The sequence below is a fragment of the Streptomyces sp. NPDC031132 genome (assembly GCF_055570595.1).
The window spans coordinates 316633-334107 of record NZ_JBVIGX010000004.1 but is presented as its reverse complement, the minus strand read 5'-3'; the positions used below and the strand labels follow the sequence as shown (position 1 = coordinate 334107).

The window sequence follows — 17475 nt, the reverse complement described above, 5'->3', positions numbered from 1 at the left end:
GAGGTCCGGGGGCAACTGCGACTTGAGGAGTGACTCCCTCCAGCAATGGACGGATCGTCCGGTAGTACCCGCGCCGCCCTCCCCACGGAGGCGGCGGCATGACCACCCCGCTACTTCTGCTCGTGGCGGCATTCGCCCTGATCCTCGCCAACGGCTTCTTCGTGGCGGCCGAGTTCGGCCTCGTCACCGTGGAACGGCCCGAGGCCGAACGCGCCGCAGCCGAGGGCGACCGCCGTGCCCGCACGGTGGTCGAGGCCCTGAGGGAGCTGTCCTTCCAGCTCTCCGGCACCCAGCTCGGCATCACCATCACCTCCCTCGTGGTCGGCATGCTCGCCGAACCGGCCCTCGCCGGACTGCTGGCCGGGCCGCTCGCGGCCACCGGCCTGCCCGCGGGAGCCGTCTCCGGCGTCGCCGTCTTCACAGGCATGCTGCTCGCCTCCGCCGTCCAGATGGTCGTCGGCGAGCTCGTCCCGAAGAACTGGGCGGTCTCCCGGCCGCTCCAGGTGGCCCGGTTCGTGGCCGGCCCCCAGCAGGCCTTCTCGCGGGCCTTCCGGCCGGTCATCGCGGGCCTGAACGCCGTCGCCAACCGCCTCGTGCGGGCGCTCGGCGTGGAACCGGCCGACGAGATGGCCTCCGCCCGGACCCCCGGCGAACTGGTCTCCCTGGTCCGCCATTCGGCCCAGGCCGGCGCCCTCGAACAGGACACCGCCGACCTCTTCGTACGGACCCTCTCGCTGGGCGAGCTCACGGCCCAGCACGTCATGACCCCCCGGGTGAAGGTCAGCGCCCTCCAGCACACGGCCACCGCGGCCGACGTGCTCAACCTGACCCGCGCCACCGGGCTGTCCCGGTTCCCGGTCTACCGGGAGCGCATCGACGAGGTCACCGGTGTCGTCCACCTCAAGGACGCCCTCGCCGTGCCCGAGTCCGAGCGCGCCCGCACCACCGTGAGCCGGATCTGCGTCGCCCCGCTGCTGGTGCCCGGCTCGCTGCCGGTGCAGCCGCTGCTGGAGCGGCTGCGCAGCGAGCAGCCGATGGCCGTGGTCGTCGACGAGTACGGCGGCACCGCCGGGGTCGTCACCCTCGAGGACATCGTGGAGGAGCTCGTCGGCGAGGTCCGCGACGAGCACGACCTCGCCGAGGACGAGGGCCCCGAACTGGCCTCCGTGCCCGCCGAGGACGGCCGTCCCTCCTGGGAGGCCGACGGCAGTTGCCGGGTGCAGACCCTGCGCCGGATAGGCCTGGAGGTGCCCGAAGGCCCGTACGAGACCGTCGCCGGTCTCGTCGCCGACCTGCTCGGGCGGATCCCCGCCCCCGGGGACCGGGCCGAACTGCCCGGCTGGAGGCTGTCCGTCCGCCAGGTCGGCCGCAACCGCGCCGAACGCGTCCGGCTGGTCCGGCTGGGTACCGTCCCCGCCTCCGCCCACGCGACCGGTCCCGAGGCCGCCCGCGCCACCGTCCGGATCGACGCGGCAGGCTCCGTACGCACCGGGCCCGGCCGGCAGGCCTCCCCGGACGCGCGGTCGCCGCAGCCGGCCCAGCTGGAAGGCGCCGGCCGATGAACGCCCTCCAACTGCTCCTCGCCCTGCTCCTGGTCCTGGCCAATGGTTTCTTCGTCGGCGCCGAGTTCGCGCTCGTCTCCGTACGGCGCAGCCAGATCGAGCCGCTGGCCAAGGAGTCCAAGCGGGCCCGCCAAGTGCTGTACGGCCTGGAGAACCTGCCGCGGATGATGGCCGCGGCCCAGTTCGGCATCACCGTCTGCTCCCTGACCCTCGGCGCGGTCGCCGAGCCGACGATGGCCCGCCTGCTGGAGCCGCTCTTCCACGCGGCGCACGTCCCGCAGGGCGTGATCCACCCGCTGGGCTACGCGGTGGCGCTCGCCGCCGTCGTGTTCCTGCACCTGGTCATCGGCGAGATGGTGCCGAAGAACCTCGCGATGGCCGCGCCCGAGAAGACCGCCCTCTGGTTCAGCCCGGGCCTGGTGGCCTTCGCCCGGCTGTGCGGCCCCGTCACCAGCGCGCTGGGCTCCTGCGCGCACCTGGTGCTCCGCCTCTTCAAGGTGGAGCCCAAGGACGAGGTCGAGGCCGTCTACACCAGCGCCCAGCTCGGCCGCCTCGTCGAGGACTCCCGCCAGGCCGGGCTCCTGGAGCCGGGCGAGCAGGAGCGACTGGAGGACGCCCTGGAGCTGGGCAGCCGCCCGGTCACCGACGTCCTGCTCCCCCGGGAGCGGCTCGTCACGGTCGGCCCCTCGGCGACCCCGCGCCAGATCGAGCAGCTGACGGTCCGCACCGGATACTCCCGCTTCCCCGTCCGCTCCGAGAACGGCGCCTTCATGGGCTACCTGCACGTCAAGGACGTGCTGGACGTCGAGGACCGGGAGCGGGCCGTACCCCAGCGGGTCTGGCGCCGCATGCCCACCCTGTCCGCCACCCTCCCGCTGGACGACGCGCTCAGCGTCATGCGCCGGGACGCCACCCATCTGGCCCAGGTCGTCGACCCGGCCGGGCGGGTGCTGGGCCTGGTCGCCCTGGAGGACGTACTGGAGATGCTCGTGGGCGAGGTACGCGACCCCGCGCACCGCATCCCGGGCCGCCGGACCGGCCCCCGCGCAACCAGCCCCGCGGGCGTCTGAGGCGTCAGGGGTGCCGGGGCTGCCGCCCCGGCACCCCGCTACAGCGGCGGCTCCGGGCGGTCCCGGTCCTGCGGGCCCCGGCCCGACAGGACCTCCCCGTACGCCTGCATCAGGTCGGGCAGCCGCAGCGTCGACAGGTCGTCCCGGGAGGGCTCGCCGGGGAACCCCGCCAGCCGCAGATCCCGGTACGCGCAGCTCTTCTCGTACAGGGTGCGCAGGAAGCGGCCGTTGCCCAGCTCGTCGATCCAGCCCTGCTCCACCACGTGACCGCTGATGCTGCGCAGCTCCTCCAGGGCCTCCTCGTCCCAGCAGTCCCCGTTCGCGTCCGCCAGCACCCCGCCGATCGCGGTCAGTTCCAGCGGCCGGTAGCTGGGGAAGTCCACCCGGGTGGTGAACCGAGAGGACAGCCCCGGATTGGCGGCCAGCAGCCGGTCCATCCCCGCCGGATAGCCGGCCAGGATCACCACCAGGTGGTCCCGGTTGTCCTCGGCCCGCTTCAGCAGCACCTGCAGGGCCTCGTCGCCGTACGCGTCGCCCTTGCTGTAGCCGGTGTTGGAGAGGCTGTACGCCTCGTCCACGAACAGGACCCCGCCGATCGCGGAATCGATCAGCTCATTGGCCTTCACGGCGGTCTGCCCGAGGAACTCGCCCACGAGATCGGCCCGTTGGGCCTCCACCAGATGGTCCCCGCCCAGCAGCCCCAGCGCGTAGAAGACCCGGCCCAGGATCCGCGCCACCGTCGTCTTGCCGGTGCCCGAGGGCCCGGAGAACACGAAGTGCCGCTTCGGCGGCTGCACCGGCAGGCCCTGCCCGGCCCGCAGCCGCGCCATGTGCAGCTGCGCCGAGAGCGCCTTCACCTGACGCTTCACCGGCTCCAGGCCCACCATCCGCTCCAGCTCCGCGAGCGCCTCGGCGAGCAGCGCCGGATCGGCCGGCCCGGCCGGCAGCCCCCCGGGCGCGGACTGCGGCGGGACCGCCACCTTGCGGCGTACGCCTTCCGCCCGGCCCGTGCCCGCGCCCGTACCCGGAGCTCCGAACCGCGGATCCGGCTCCGGCACGATCAACGGGTCCTGCTCCACCTGCCCGTCCGCCGCGATGTCCTGGACGGGGCCGCCGCCGAGGGCCACCGCCGCGAAATCCCCGCCGACCGGCGAAAGATCGTGCCCGGCGTAGCCCTCGTAACCGGACGCGGCGTACCCGGCGTATCCGTCGGCCCCGTCGACGTAGTCGCCGTCCTCGATCGCCGTCAGCCGGGCCGCCGTGTCCATGAACGCCGGGTCCACCCGGTGCACCGCCCGGTACAGCGGAAGCGCCGCCGCGCTGCGCCCGGTCCCCTCGTGCGCCCGCGCCAGCCAGTACCGCAGCTCCTTGCGCTGCGGCTGCTCGCTGCGGCACCGCATCAGCGCCGCCGACAGCATCGGCTCGGCCTGCCCATACATCTCGAGGCGGACCCGGGCCATACCGCCGAACAGACCCGCCTCGATCCCCAGCAGCGGATCGTCCACCAGCGGCTCGGTGTGCCGCACCAGCTGATCCCAGTCCTTGACCAGGTAGGCCCGGCAGGCGTGCAGGAACCGCACCTGCGCATCGGTGTCCACCGGCGGCAGCGCGGCCAGCGCCTGGTCCAGCTCGGGGACGTGCCGGCCGTCCAGCCAGTGCGAGGCGTGCGCCAGCAGGAGGTCGCGCCGGCTCTCCAGGACGGGCTGCACCCACCAGCCCAGCCAGTACCAGGAGTTCAGCGTCCGCCGGTGGCGGGCCCGCTGCTCGCCGAAGCGGTCGCGGTGGGCGTACATGCGCAATAAGGCGTTCGTGGTGTCCACCCGGAGCGCGTGCAGGCCCAGCCATGCGTCGGCCATCGAGGGATCCAGTCGTACGGCCGCCCGGAACTCCTCCTCGGCCTGCGGATAGGCGCCCATCGTGCAGGCGTCCACTCCGCGCAGCCAGGCGAGTTCGGCCGGGGCGTGCGTGCCCGGCGTGCCGAAATCCATCACATCCCCCACAAGCCTGCCCCCGTGGTGCACAGCAACCCCCGCGTCGCGCCCGCGAGTTGTCCACTGCGCCGATGAAATCAGGGATGCATCGTACCTGCGGCTACGCACCATACGTAGGGTGCGGCGGGCACCGGTCCGCCGGGCTCCGCGGGCGTGCAAGGTGACTCAGGGTGAAGATTTCGGGGAGATCGGGCCCCTGCGGCGCCGGTGCGCATCCGGGCGGGGACAGAACGAAGCCCCCGATCACGGGGGAACAACCGGGGGCTTCGTGTCCGCTGCGGCCTGGAAAGACCGCGCATTCAGAACGTAAGGCCGGTCCGGGGGCCAGGTCAAGCAGGTCGGTGCAGGCCCGCGCGAGCGGATTTCCGGAGCGGCTCAGGCCCGGGGGAGTCCGTCACCTTCGGTGACAGAAGTGGCCCTTCCGGCAGTCGCACCCGTCCCGGAAGACCACTCGTATCCCGTACCGCTCTGGCGTACCAAAGTGTCGGCGAAGGGGCGCGAAGGATCATCCGAGAAGTGCGCGAGCTCCGCGCGCTCCCATCCGTCCCAGAAGTCGGACAGTTCACGCCCGTCCCGATTTCGCCCGCGCCCCCACGACTGCGCGCGCGCTGTCTCCATCCACAGCAGCCGCGCCAGATGCGGGCGCAGGGCCCGCCGGCCGGCGCCGACCCCCTCGATCAGCAGCACCGGCACCGGCTCCAGCACCTGCTCCGGGCCGAAGCGGCGCTCCACCCAGTCGTACGGGGCCCAGTGGGCCGCGCGCCCGGCGGCCAGGGGCTCCAGCACCTGCGCGCGCAGCCGCTCCGGCCAGCCGAACAGCTCCTCGTGGGTGGCCACGTCGTCCAGGTGCAGCACCGGCACCCCGCCCAGCGCCTCGGCGAGCAGACCGGCGAACGTGCTCTTCCCGGACCCGGCATGCCCGTCGATCCCGATCAGCCGGACCGGGCCGAGGGAGGGCGGCAGGGCGGCGAGTTCGCGCGCGAGGGACGGAAGTGACTGCTGAGGCTCCACCCGGCCAGCGTAGGGCCCCCGGCCCCCCGCCCCGCGTCACCCCCGACACGGGGCCCGGCTTCGCCGCCGGGTGGGCGGGAACTGGAAGGGTGGAGGAGCCGATCCACCGCACCGACCCCTGGGGGCCACACCGATGACCGCACCCACCCCACGCAGGGCCCTGCTGGCCCTCGCCCTCGCAGCGGCCACCGCGGCCACCCTCCCCGGCGGCAGGGCTTCGGCGGCCGGAGCGCACGGAGCCGGCCCGCAGACCGGAGCGGAAGCCGCGCAAGACCCGCCGGCCGAAGCGGTGCCCGCCGAAGCCGCCGCCGGCGGGACGGTCGACAACCGGTTCTGGTACTCGTACGCCCACTGGCTGGCCGGCACCCACCGGGGCACCGCCGCCCTCGCCGGCGACCGCCCCGGCCTCGTGATCGAGACCCCGGCCGGCCGCACCGAGTACACCGACCCGCACACCGGGAAGAAGAGCACCTGGGAGTACGCCGCCTGGACCTCCCCCGTCCACGGCTCCGCCGTGCCCGGCACCGAGACCATCGCCTCCTGGAACGCCCACACCCCGGCCGGCACCTGGATCCAGGTCGAACTGCGCGCCACCTACGGCAGCGGCGCGACCACCCCCTGGTACGTACTGGGCCGCTGGGCCTCCGGCGACGGCGACATCCGGCGCACCTCCGTGGACGGCCAGACCGACGGCACCTCCACCGTGTGGACCGACACCCTGGCCGTCGACGCCCCCGCGCGGGCGAACGGCGTACGGATCACCCACTGGCAGCTGCGCCTGACCCTCCACCGCAAGCCGGGATCCGCCCAGGGCCCGACCGTGTGGCTGGCCGGGGCCATGGTCTCCGGCGTCCCGGACCGGTACACCGTTCCCGCCTCCGCCCCCTCGGGCACGGCCCACGAGCTGAAGGTCCCGCGCTACTCGCAGGAGATCCACACCGGCCAGTACCCCCAGTACGACAACGGCGGCGAGGCCTGGTGCAGCCCCACCTCCTCCCAGATGACCATCGAGTACTGGGGCCGCGAGCCCGCGGCCGAGGACCTGGCCTGGGTCGATTCCCGCTACGCCGACCCGCAGGTCTGCCACGCGGCCCGCTCCACCTACGACAGCGCCTACAAGGGCTGCGGCAACTGGCCCTTCAACGCCGCGTACGCCGCCACCTACAGCGGGCTCGCCGGGGTCGTCACCCGGCTGCGCTCCCTCGCCGACCTGGAGGCAGTGGTCCGGTCCGGCATCCCGGCGATCACCTCGCAGTCCTTCCGCACCGAGGAGCTCACGGGCGCGGGCTACGGCACCGCCGGCCACCTGATGACCGTCATCGGCTTCACCGCGGCCGGGGACGTGATCGCCAACGACCCGAACTCGCGCGACAACACCGCCGTCCGCCGCGTGTACAAGCGGCGAGAGTGGGAAAACGTGTGGTTGCGGACGAAGCGGCACGATTCCGCCGGAAAGGTCGCCTCCGGCTCCGGAGGCATCTGCTACCTGTACGCCCCGGCCCGCCCGAGCCTCGCCCAGATCGCGGCCCTGCGGGCGGTGGGAGTGCTGTGATCCGAGCGTCGGAACTTCCCGTTGACCCGGGGCGCTGATAAGCGGAACATAAAGTCGTAAAGGGCACATAAAGGCTTCTACAGGAGGCGGCCCCCCATGACCACCCACAGCATCGAACACCACCCCGACCTCGCCGAGATGCGCTCGCGGTTCGAGCGGGTCACCAGCACCCCCGCCGCGCAGGCCGTGGAGGCGCTCGCCCTCGTCACGGGCCTGTACCTGGCGGCCTCGCCGTGGATCGCCGGGTTCAGCGGCCTCAGCTCGCTGGCGATCAACAACCTGATCGCCGGCCTGGCGTACTGCCTGTGCATGAGCGGACTCGGCTCCGCCTATGAACGCACCCACGCGATGGCCTGGACGGCGGTCGCCATCGGAGCCTGGACGATCGTGGCTCCGTGGGTCATCGCCGGCGATGTCAGCACGACGCGTACCGTGCTCAGCAACGTGATCACCGGCGCCGTCGCCCTGTGCCTCGCCCTTGCCATGGCGGGCATGGCGGGCCGAAACCGAGCCGTCTCCGGCTGACATCCGTACGCACCGGGCCCCGACCGCAAGCCGGCCGGGGCCCGGTGGCGTCCCGGGACGTGAGACGCGCCACGAGTGACGGGCGTCTCTACCGCGAAAGCCGCAAACGCTGTCACATTGGACGGCATGACCGCATACAGCTCCGCCCTCGCCTCCCGCGCCCGGAACCTCGTCCGCACCGGCGGCCCCAAGGACCACCCCACATGGCTGGAGCACGTGCTCGGCTGGACGCTGGTGGTCGTCGTCGCCATGTTCGTCACCCAGGTCGGCTGGCTCTGACCCGAGGAGCCACGGGAGCGGGCCCGCCGCGGTCGGCGCGGCGCCGATCCCGGCCGGAGTCGGGTGCGCGGAAGCGCTTCTCGCCGTCCGGCCCGACGCCCCCCCCGTGTGCCCCTGTTCGTGCTCGTGGACGTGCCCCCGTGCGCCGTCCGGTACGCAGGGAACTGCATGAGACAGGTCTGCCATACTGCGGGCATCCTGTGGCAGTTCGAGGCTAGGGCCGAATTTGAATAATAGTCAACAGCGTGGTGCGACCGGGCGTTCGCAGGTCCGCAGGGCCGAACTCATAGCCATCGGCCGCAAGTTGTTCGCCGACACGTCGTACGACGCGCTCTCCATGGACGACATCGCCAAACAGGCGGGCGTCGCCAAGGGATTGATCTACTACTACTTCAAGAGCAAGCGCGGCTACTACCTCGCCATCGTCGAGGACTCGGTCGCCGAGCTCGTCGCCCGCGCCGCCGGGGAACCGGACCTGCCGAACGTCGAGCGGGTGCGCCGCACCATCGACGGCTATCTGTCCTACGCCGAGCACCACCAGGCCGCGTACCGGACCATCGTCACCGGGGGAGTCGGCTCCGACGCCGAGGTGCTGGCGATCCGCGACGCGGTCCGCGAGGAGCTGGTGACCACCATCGCCGAAGGGGCGTACGGGCGCCGCACCGTCCCGCCGATCGCCCGGCTCGCGCTCGTGGGCTGGCTGTCCGCGGTCGAGGGGACCACCCTGGAGTGGATCGGCGCCCTGGCCGCCGCTGCGGAAGCCGATGACAACGCTGTCGTCGCCGATGCCGCAGTCGATGCGGATGCGGATGCCGATGCGGATGCGAACGCCGAGGCTCATGCGGCGGAGACCGACGCCGAGCCCGAGGCCGTGGCCCCCGCGGAGCCCGCCGCCGAGGCCGCGTCGCGGCAGCCCGACCGGGCCCGGCTCGGCGCCCTGCTCGTACGCCAGCTGCGCGCGACGCTGACGGTGATCGGGGAATTCGTCCCGGAGTGTCCGCCGCCGCCCCTTCCCGAAGAGGCGTTCGAGAGGGCCGGTGATCTTGCCCCGGTGACGGGACGCTCCTGATCGGGCATACTCAAGCCGCCGCAGCCACTGAACTGCCCCTTCCGTGATCCGGGAGGGCAGTATCGGCTGTGAGAGCACCGAGACCCGGCGGCGCGTCCCACACCTCACGCGTCGCCGCCGTGCCCGACGAGGGAGGAGAGCGCCGCCATGACTGACCGCGCCCCGCAGCCGGTGGACCGACAGCTGCCCACCGAGGAGTCCCGGGACCTCCTCGCGCTTGTACGAGAGATCGCCCAGCGAGAGATCCGCCCCGTGGCCGCCGAGGAGGAGGACGCCGGGCAGTTCCCGCGTGCGATCTTCACCCTGCTGTCCGAGGCCGGCCTGCTCGGTCTCCCGTACGCGGGCGAGTACGGCGGCGGCGAGCAGCCGTACGAGGTCTACCTCCAGGTCCTGGAGGAGCTCGCGGCGGCCCGCCTGACCGTCGGGCTCGGCGTCAGCGTGCACTCCCTGTCCTGCCACGGCCTCGCCGGATACGGCTCCGAGGAGCAGCAGAAGGCCCACCTGCCGGCCATGCTCGGTGGCGGCCTCCTCGGCGCGTACTGCCTCTCGGAGCCCGCCTCGGGCTCCGACGCCGCCTCGCTGACGACCAAGGCCGTACGCGACGGCGACGACTGGATCATCACCGGCACCAAGGCCTGGATCACCCACGGCGGGGTCGCCGACTTCTACACCGTCCTCGCGCGCACCGGCGGCGAGGGCCCCAAGGGCATCACCGCCTTCCTGGTGCCGGGCGACGCGGAGGGCCTGACGGCCGCCGTCCCCGAGAAGAAGATGGGCATGAAGGGCTCGCCCACCGCCCAGCTGCACTTCGACGGGGTCCGCGTCCCGGACACGCGCCGCATCGGCGAGGAGGGCCAGGGCTTCACCATCGCGCTGGCCGCCCTGGACGCGGGCCGCCTGGGCATCGCCGCCTGCGCCATCGGCGTCGCGCAGGCCGCCCTGGACGAGGCCCTGACGTACGCCCTGGACCGCAAGCAGTTCGGGCACCCCATCGCGGACTTCCAGGGCCTGCGCTTCATGCTCGCCGACATGGCGACCAAGATCGAGGCAGGCCGGGCGCTGTACCTGGCGGCGGCGCGTCTGCGCGACGCGGGCAAGCCGTTCTCCCGCCAGGCGGCAATGGCCAAGCTGTTCTGCACGGACGCCGCCATGGCCGTCACCACGGACGCGGTCCAGGTCCTCGGCGGCTACGGCTACACCGCGGACTTCCCGGTGGAGCGGCTGATGCGCGAGGCGAAGGTCCTCCAGATCGTCGAGGGCACGAACCAGATCCAGCGCATGGTCATCGCCCGCCACCTGGCGGGCCCCGAGTCGCGCTGATGACCGACCCGGTCCTGGAGTTGCGCCCGATCCTGGCCGATGCCGAACTGAACGAGCTGTTCGGTGCGGCCCCTGGCCGGGGCACCGGGCGGCCTCCTTCGGTCCGGTACCGGAGCGCAGCACCGCCTGGATCACGGCTCGGCGGGACGGCCGCCTGGTCGGCTACGTCAACGTCGCGGGCGACGGCGGCGCTCACGCCTTCGTCCTGGACACCACCGTCCATCCGGACGAACGCCGCCGAGGCCTCGGGGTCCGGCTGGTCCGGGCCGCCGCCGAGGCCGCCCGGGCATCCGGCGCGCAGCGGCTGCACGTGGACTACGAGCCGCACCTGGAGCCCTTCCACGCACGGTGCGGCTTCCGCCCGACCAAGGCGGGGCTGCTTCCGCTCCAGGGGCGTCCGCGAAGTCCTGCCTGACCCGCGGCACGACTTTGCGGACACCCCCTAGTCCTCCCCGACGGGCAGCGGCTTCGCGTCGTGGTTGACGAAGTAGTCCGGGCGCGCACCGGGATGGCCGGCGGGCGGGGCGTTGGACACCGCGTTGTAGCTGATCAGGGCGAGGGTGCGGGCGCGCGCGGACCGGTTCGGGCCCGAGCTGTGCACCAGATTGCCGTGGAAGAGGACCACCGTTCCGGCCGGCCCGGTGGCCTCGTACGCGCCCCGGGTACGGGCGAGCTCCTCCGTCGAGGGGTCCGGGAGGGCGTAGGCGAGCCGACTCGAGGTGATCCAGGCCCAGTCACCCTCCTCGTCGCCGGTCCCGGGTGGTCCGGCCGCGGCCGGCCGGTCGGTGTGCGTGCCCGGGATCAGGCGCAGCGGACCGTTCTCCTCGGTCACCTCGTCGAGGAAGACCGCGGCGGTGAGGGCCGCCGGGCGCCGCATGCCGTCGGCGGCCTGCCAGAAGTCGAAGTCCCGGTGCCACTGCCAGCGGTCGCCGAGCCGGGCCGCCTTCGGGTTGACCTTCCACTGGTACACGTACATGTCCTCGCCGATGAGCAGCCGGGCCAGGGCCGTCAGCGGTGACGCCTCGGCCAGGGCCCGCCAGGGGCCGCCCTTGCGGTGGAGTCCGTAGACGGCGCGCACGGTCGTGCCGTCCTCCTCGAAGAACCGCTGCGGTCCCGCCTCGGCGAGGACGGCGGGCAGTTCCCCGGTCAGCGGGGCCCATATCTCGTGCGGGGTCAGGGGAGGTACGACGACAAAGCCGTCGCGGCGGTATCCGGCCAGGAGCTGCGTCGGGTCGGTCATGGCCCCAGCGTGCCGCGCGGCCCGCGGCCCGGCGAGGCGCACGGGGAGCGCACCCGGGGTGCGCCGGGTCACCCCGACCTACGTACCGCCGCCGCCGAAGTGCCGGCCTCCCGGCCAGATCGGGGAGGAGACGACCCGGGACCACTCCGGATCGCGCCGGCCCGGCAGGGTGCGGCCGTCGTCGGCCCAACGGGCCAGCAGCGCACGGTAGATCGGCGGATCGGGCTGCCGCTGCGGAACCGATTCTTCGTAGCGGGGCGGCGTCGGCCGCCGCCGCCGTCCCGTTCTTGCCCCAGGGGTTTCGAGCGTGGTCATACAGCGCCAACGCGCCAGCCGACCCACGGGTAATCGCCCGTGCCCTCCGGGTATCCGTTCGAGGTGTCCCCGCCGCGCCCTTCCCGAAGTGGCCAGACGTGCCGGGCTGTCAGGGAGTGACAGAAGTCTGGCCCCGAGCCCAGTTTCTGACGTACCGTCATATCCGCTCGAGCCGACGCCGCGCCCCGCGGCCCCGCACCCCCGCGCCACCGCCCCGCCCAGGAGGTTTGCCATGCCCGCGGACCGACCCGTACCCCTCGACGAATACCCCGTCCACCAGGCCCCGCTGTCGATGAAGCACCTCGTCAGCGGCGACCGGAACGCCTACGACCGCTGCATCTTCCACGTCTTCGACCACGCCGGCCGGGCCGTCCTCATCCTCGGCCTCGGCGTGTACCCCAACGCCGGGGTCATCGACGCCTACGCCACCCTCCGCACCGGCGACGAACTCCTCGCCGTCCGCGCCTCCGACGCCCTCACCGACGACCGCATGACCCTCTCCGTCGGCCCCCTGCGGATCATCGTCGACGAACCCCTGAAGCGGATCACCCTCCAGTGCGACGCCGACCCCGCCGACCCCGCAGGGCTCTCGTACGACATCACCTGGACCGCCGAGTTCCCCGCCGTCTGGGAACCCCACCACGTACAGCGGCGCGGCGACCGCCTCATGCTCGAAGGCCGCCGCTTCGTCCAAGCCGGAAACGTCACCGGCACCCTGCGCGCCAAGGGCGAGGAGCACACCCTCGACGCCGCCGAGTGGACCGGCACCCGCGACCGCAGCTGGGGCGTGCGTCCCCTACCCGGCGAGGACGGCGGCCGGGCCGCCGAGGAGTACCGGCCCGAGGGCTTCCACTGGCTCTGGATCCCGGTCCGCTTCGAGGACCGCTTCGTCATGGTCATCGCCCAGGAGGACGCCGACGGGCACCGCACCCTCAACGAGGCCGTCCAGGTCTTCCCCGAGGACAGCGGCCGCCACGACGTGCAGCTCGGCTGGCCCCAGACCGAGATCCGCTACCGCTCCGGCACCCGCCACCCCGAGAGCGCCGTCGTCCACCTCGCCGACCCGGCCCGCAAACCCCTCGAACTCGGCGTCGAGATCCTCAACTCCTCCCCGCTCGCCGTCGGCGCCGGCTACCCCCCCGCCGCCGACTGGCAGCACGGCACCTGGCAGGGCCGCGGCTGGACCGACCGCCGCGTCTACGACCTCTCCGACCCTGCCGCCCACCCCATGGCCGCCTTCGGCGTCACCGACCACTCCGCCCGCTTCACCCTCGACGGCCGCACCGGCTTCGGCATCTTCGAGCACGGCAGCTTCGGCCGCCACGACCCGAGCGGCTTCACCGACTACGGCTCGGTGGCCCCGTAGCAACGCCCCCGTACAAGAGCCAGCAGAAGAAAGGGGAAGTCATGGCAGCACCGGCACCACGCCCGCGCACCTCCACCCGCGAACCCGAGGAACTCGCCCGGCGCCTCGCCGCCTGGCTCGACGCCGAGCTCCCCGGCGCGAAGATCGCAGGCATCTCCGTCCCCGGATCCAACGGCATGTCCAGCGAGACCCTGCTCTTCGACATAGAGCACCCCGACACCCCGGTCCGCGCCTGCGCCCTGCGCCTCGCCGCCGACCCGGCCGCCTACAGCGTCTTCCCCACGTACGACATGCCCCGCCAGCACCGGGTGATGAGCCTGGTCGCCGCCCACACCGACCTGCCCGTCCCGCGCGTGCTGTGGCTGGAGCAGGACCCCGGGCCGCTCGGAGCGCCGTTCTTCGTGATGGCCCGCGCCGAGGGCCGGGTCCCGCCCGACGTCATGCCCTACACGTACGAGGGAAACTGGCTGTACACCGCGAGCGACTCCGAACGCGCCGTACTCCAGGAGGCGAGCATCTCGCTGCTGGCCCGGCTGCACGACCAGTTCCCCGCCAAGGAGGCCGAGTTCCTCCTCCCCGAGGGCACGGGCAGCCCGCTGCGCCGCCACGTCGACGCCCAACGCGCCTACTACGCCTGGGTGGTCGACGGACTCGCCCCGTCCCCGCTGCTGGAGCGGGCCTTCGACCGGCTGGAGGAGCTCTGGCCCGCCGACGAGGGCCCCGCCGTCCTCAACTGGGGCGACGCCCGCATCGGCAACGTCGTCTACGAGGCCGACGGGTTCCGGCCGGTGGCCGTCCTGGACTGGGAGATGGCCGCCTACGCCCCGCGCGAGGTCGACCTGGGCTGGACCGTCTACCTGCACCGCTTCTTCCAGGACCTGACCGTCGGCTTCGGCCAGAGCGGCCTGCCGGACTTCCTGCGCCGCGCCGACCTGGAGCGCCGGTACGCCGAACTCACCGGGCACACCCCGCGGGACATGGAGTTCCACACCCTGTACGCCGCCCTGCGGCACGGGATCGTGATGCTGCGGATCGCCTACCGGCAGGCGTACTTCGGGGAGGTCGAGATCCCCGCGGACCCGGACGGCCTGATCCTGCACCACGCCAGCCTCGCGGCGATGGTGCAGGGCACGTACTGGTAGATCCGGCGGATGCGGCAGATCCGGATCCGCGGGGATCCGGCCGGGAAGGTCCTCAGGCCGCCTGCGCGTGCTGCCGCATCTGCGGCAGCAGCGCCGGCGCCGGCATCCGCACGGGCCGCGAACCGGGACCGCCGACGTGCGAGAAGGGCTGCGTCCGCCAGTCCAGACCCTGCGGCAGGTCCAGCAGCACGACCTCGAGCTCCTGGGGCTCCTCGAGGCCCGTGCCCACGGTCGGCAGCGCCTCCGATGCGGGCCGGCCGGTGCCCGCGCACACCGTGAGCCCGAAGGGGTTCCACGGGGTCAGGCAGAGCGCGTGCTCCGGCAGGAACTCCTCGTCCGCGACGAGGGCGATCGACTGGCCGCAGTCGGGGCAGATCGCGTGGTGGATCTCGAACCCGTCGGCGTCTTCGAGGTACTCCCCGTCGTCCGCGTACTCGGTTTCCTTGAATTCCACGGGCTCCGGTTCGGTGCGACCGGCGCGCTTGGTGTTCAGCATGGTTGTACTCCCCCTTGGGTGGGCCGGGCGGGCAGGTTCTACGGCCTCGGCCACACGGAGCACTTCCCGCCGCGCGGCACGAGTAACCACAACATCCCGGCGTACGCCTCCATACCCTTGTGGCCTTGGTCACATGCCCGCCGCAGGTGCCACTTGTACGCGGACAGCACTGTGCCTGGAGCGCCCTTGGGCCTTAGGTTGAGCGGCTATGAGCGCAATGGAGGAGCTGGACCGCCAGATCGTGGATCTGCTCGTGCGGGACGGGCGGATGAGCTACACGGACCTGGGCAAGGCCACGGGACTGTCCACGTCGGCAGTCCACCAGCGAGTACGCCGTCTGGAACAGCGCGGGGTGATCCGCGGGTACGCGGCCGTCGTCGACCCCGAGGCCGTCGGCCTGCCCCTGACGGCCTTCATCTCGGTGAAGCCCTTCGACCCGAGCGCGCCGGACGACATCGCGGACCGGCTGGCCGGCGTACCGGAGATCGAGGCCTGCCACAGCGTCGCGGGCGACGAGAACTACATCCTGAAGGTCCGGGTCGCGACCCCGCTGGAGCTGGAGGACCTCCTGGGCCGCCTGCGCGCCCTGGCGCACGTCTCCACCCGCACCACGGTCGTCCTCTCCACCCCGTACGAGGCCCGCCCGCCCCGCGTGTGACGCCTTTCCGACGGGCCCCTCGCAGGGCGCGGTCGAGGCGGGGCCGCGGACCCGCGAAACTAACTGCATGACTGACCGCACCGCCAGCTCCGTCGACGCCGCCGGCGCCCCCGCATCCGAACGGACCGTCCTCCTCCGCGGGGGCGAAGTACACAGCCCCGCCGACCCCTTCGCCACCGCGATGGTCGTCGAGCGGGGACACATCGCCTGGGTCGGCTCCGAAGGCGCCGCCGACGCCTTCGCGCAGGGCGTCGACGAGGTCGTCGACCTCGGCGGGGCGCTCGTCACCCCCGCCTTCACCGACGCACACGTCCACACCACCTCCGCCGGCCTCGCCCTCACCGGGCTCGACCTCACCGGCGCCGCCTCCCTCTCCGACGCCCTCGGCCTCGTCCGGGCGTACGCCGCGCGCCGCCCCGCCGACCGGGTGCTCCTCGGCCACGGCTGGGACGCCTCCCGCTGGCCCGAGCGCCGCGCGCCCCGCCGCGAGGAGCTCGACGAGGCCGCAGGCGGCCGGCCGCTCTACCTCAGCCGCATCGACGTGCATTCCGCCGTGGTCACCACCGCCTTGCTGGACCTCGTCCCGGCCGTCTCCGTCCGCGGCGACGAGCCGCTGACCCGCGACGACCACCACGCCGTCCGCAGGGCCGCGCTCGCCGCCGTCACCTCCGCCCAGCGCGCCGAGGCCCAGCAGGCCGCCCTCGACCGGGCCGCCTCCCTCGGCATCGGCTCCGTCCACGAGTGCGGCGGCCCCGACATCTCCTCCGCCGAGGACTTCGCGGGCCTCCTGGGCCTCGCCCGCGAACGGCCCGGACCGCGCGTCTTCGGCTACTGGGCGGACCGGGACCTCGAACAGGCCAAGGCGCTCGGCGCCATCGGCGCCGCAGGCGACCTCTTCGTGGACGGCGCCCTCGGCTCCCACACCGCCTGCCTGCACGCCCCGTACGCCGACGCGGGCCACACCGGCACCGGCTACCTCGACGCCGCCGAGGTCGCCGAGCACGTCGCCGCATGCACCGAGGCGGGCCTCCAGGCGGGTTTCCACGCCATCGGCGACGCCGCCCTCACCGCCGTCGTCGAGGGCGTGCGCGCCGCCGCCGAGAAGGTCGGCCTCGCCCGCGTCCGCGCCGCCCGGCACCGCGTCGAGCACGCCGAGATGATGACCCCCGCCACCATCGCCGCCTTCGCGGACCTCGGCCTCACCGCCTCCGTACAGCCCGCCTTCGACGCCGCCTGGGGCGGCGAGGACGGCATGTACGCCGACCGGCTCGGCGCGGAGCGCGCCCGTACCCTCAACCCCTTCGCCGCCCTGCTCAAGGCCGGTGTGCCCCTCGCCTTCGGCTCCGACGCCCCGGTCACCCCGTTCGACCCCTGGGGCGCCGTCCGGGCGGCCGCCTTCCACCGCACACCCGAGCACCGGATCTCCGTACGGGCCGCCTTCACGGCCCACACCCGGGGCGGCTGGCGGGCCCTGGGCCGCGACGGCGCGGGCGTGCTGGTGCCCGGCGCCCCCGCCGACTACGCGCTCTGGGAGACCGCCGAACTGGTCGTCCAGGCCCCCGACGACCGGGTCGCCCGCTGGTCCACGGACCCCCGTTCCGGGACCCCCGGACTGCCCGACCTGACCCCCGGCCGCGAACTGCCGGTGTGCCTCGCCACGGTCGTCGGCGGGCGGGAGGTATTCGTACGGCCACAGGGGTGATCCGGTCGGCCTCGGTTCGGTACGGGCGCTCGGACCCGGATAGGTTCGGCCGGGTCCACCACCGGACGTCCGTACCGGGCGGCTCCGTCTGCTCAGCGCGCCCGCGCCTCGGGGGCGAGGGAAGGTTTCGCCGGGATGGGAGTCCCCCCTGCTCCGAAGGAGCTCGGGGGAGGGTGG

The 17475-nt window shown here is 73.3% G+C and carries 16 protein-coding genes and 1 pseudogene; 12 read left to right on the top strand and 5 right to left on the bottom strand.

Features of this window, described 5'->3' with window-relative positions; all coding sequences use genetic code 11:
* Positions 1 to 98: 98 nt before the first annotated feature.
* On the top strand, positions 99 to 1562 hold the full coding sequence (locus ACZ49B_RS09155; RefSeq protein ID WP_468302304.1) for a hemolysin family protein: 1464 nt from the start codon (positions 99 to 101) through the stop codon (positions 1560 to 1562).
* Positions 1559 to 2632 carry a hemolysin family protein gene (locus ACZ49B_RS09150; protein WP_468302301.1) on the top strand — a complete coding sequence of 358 codons (1074 nt, stop codon included), beginning with the start codon at positions 1559 to 1561 and terminating at the stop codon, positions 2630 to 2632. Before ACZ49B_RS09155 ends, ACZ49B_RS09150 begins: the two co-directional genes overlap by 4 nt.
* Positions 2633 to 2670: 38 nt before the next feature.
* Here ACZ49B_RS09150 and ACZ49B_RS09145 read toward each other — a convergent pair whose 3' ends face one another.
* Together ACZ49B_RS09145 and ACZ49B_RS09140 are read right to left on the bottom strand one after the other, a co-directional pair.
* On the bottom strand, positions 2671 to 4620 hold the full coding sequence (locus ACZ49B_RS09145) for an AAA family ATPase (protein WP_468302298.1): 1950 nt from the start codon (positions 4618 to 4620) through the stop codon (positions 2671 to 2673).
* Positions 4621 to 4998: 378 nt separating this feature from the next.
* On the bottom strand, positions 4999 to 5634 hold the full coding sequence (locus tag ACZ49B_RS09140) for a uridine kinase family protein (RefSeq protein WP_468302295.1): 636 nt from the start codon (positions 5632 to 5634) through the stop codon (positions 4999 to 5001).
* A 133-nt stretch (positions 5635 to 5767) separates the two neighbouring features.
* Here ACZ49B_RS09140 and ACZ49B_RS09135 point away from each other — a divergent pair, with 133 nt between their 5' ends.
* The 6 genes and pseudogenes from ACZ49B_RS09135 (at position 5768) to ACZ49B_RS09110 (ending at position 10794) form a co-directional block, all read left to right on the top strand.
* The gene (locus tag ACZ49B_RS09135; protein ID WP_468302292.1) at positions 5768 to 7186 is read left to right on the top strand and encodes a C39 family peptidase; all 1419 of its coding nucleotides are present in this window, start codon (positions 5768 to 5770) and stop codon (positions 7184 to 7186) included.
* Between the two features lie 96 nt (positions 7187 to 7282).
* The gene (locus ACZ49B_RS09130) at positions 7283 to 7711 is read left to right on the top strand and encodes an SPW repeat protein (RefSeq protein WP_468302289.1); all 429 of its coding nucleotides are present in this window, start codon (positions 7283 to 7285) and stop codon (positions 7709 to 7711) included.
* 126 nt (positions 7712 to 7837) lie between these two features.
* A complete protein-coding gene (locus ACZ49B_RS09125; protein WP_468302286.1) occupies positions 7838 to 7990 on the top strand; it encodes an SCO1431 family membrane protein in 153 nt (50 codons plus the stop codon).
* Positions 7991 to 8216: 226 nt separating this feature from the next.
* A pseudogene (locus ACZ49B_RS09120) lies at positions 8217 to 8729 on the top strand (TetR/AcrR family transcriptional regulator); the annotation flags it as partial.
* A 477-nt stretch (positions 8730 to 9206) separates the two neighbouring features.
* Positions 9207 to 10379, top strand: a complete 1173-nt coding sequence (locus tag ACZ49B_RS09115; protein ID WP_030298892.1) for an acyl-CoA dehydrogenase family protein — start codon at positions 9207 to 9209, stop codon at positions 10377 to 10379.
* A 130-nt stretch (positions 10380 to 10509) separates the two neighbouring features.
* Positions 10510 to 10794, top strand: a complete 285-nt coding sequence (locus ACZ49B_RS09110; protein WP_468302480.1) for a GNAT family N-acetyltransferase — start codon at positions 10510 to 10512, stop codon at positions 10792 to 10794.
* Positions 10795 to 10821: 27 nt separating this feature from the next.
* Here ACZ49B_RS09110 and ACZ49B_RS09105 read toward each other — a convergent pair whose 3' ends face one another.
* Together ACZ49B_RS09105 and ACZ49B_RS09100 are read right to left on the bottom strand one after the other, a co-directional pair.
* Complete coding sequence (locus ACZ49B_RS09105; protein WP_468302283.1) at positions 10822 to 11619, bottom strand: phytanoyl-CoA dioxygenase family protein; 798 nt, start codon at positions 11617 to 11619, stop codon at positions 10822 to 10824.
* A gap of 78 nt (positions 11620 to 11697) precedes the next feature.
* Positions 11698 to 11934 (bottom strand): hypothetical protein, encoded by a 237-nt coding sequence (locus ACZ49B_RS09100; RefSeq protein ID WP_468302280.1) that lies wholly within the window; start codon positions 11932 to 11934, stop codon positions 11698 to 11700.
* Between the two features lie 232 nt (positions 11935 to 12166).
* Here ACZ49B_RS09100 and ACZ49B_RS09095 point away from each other — a divergent pair, with 232 nt between their 5' ends.
* Both ACZ49B_RS09095 and ACZ49B_RS09090 read left to right on the top strand, forming a co-directional pair.
* Complete coding sequence (locus ACZ49B_RS09095; RefSeq protein ID WP_468302277.1) at positions 12167 to 13300, top strand: Rv3169 family protein; 1134 nt, start codon at positions 12167 to 12169, stop codon at positions 13298 to 13300.
* Between the two features lie 41 nt (positions 13301 to 13341).
* Complete coding sequence (locus ACZ49B_RS09090) at positions 13342 to 14442, top strand: phosphotransferase family protein (protein WP_468302275.1); 1101 nt, start codon at positions 13342 to 13344, stop codon at positions 14440 to 14442.
* 52 nt (positions 14443 to 14494) lie between these two features.
* Here the strand turns inward: ACZ49B_RS09090 and ACZ49B_RS09085 are convergent, their stop codons facing one another.
* Positions 14495 to 14938, bottom strand: coding sequence for a hypothetical protein (locus ACZ49B_RS09085; RefSeq protein ID WP_468302272.1), 444 nt, complete (start codon positions 14936 to 14938; stop codon positions 14495 to 14497).
* A gap of 217 nt (positions 14939 to 15155) precedes the next feature.
* Here ACZ49B_RS09085 and ACZ49B_RS09080 point away from each other — a divergent pair, with 217 nt between their 5' ends.
* Together ACZ49B_RS09080 and ACZ49B_RS09075 are read left to right on the top strand one after the other, a co-directional pair.
* Entirely contained in the window at positions 15156 to 15596 is a 441-nt protein-coding gene (locus ACZ49B_RS09080) for an Lrp/AsnC family transcriptional regulator (RefSeq protein ID WP_030011705.1), read from the top strand.
* Positions 15597 to 15663: 67 nt separating this feature from the next.
* Positions 15664 to 17298, top strand: coding sequence for an amidohydrolase (locus ACZ49B_RS09075; protein ID WP_468302269.1), 1635 nt, complete (start codon positions 15664 to 15666; stop codon positions 17296 to 17298).
* The last annotated feature ends 177 nt before the right edge of the window (positions 17299 to 17475 follow it).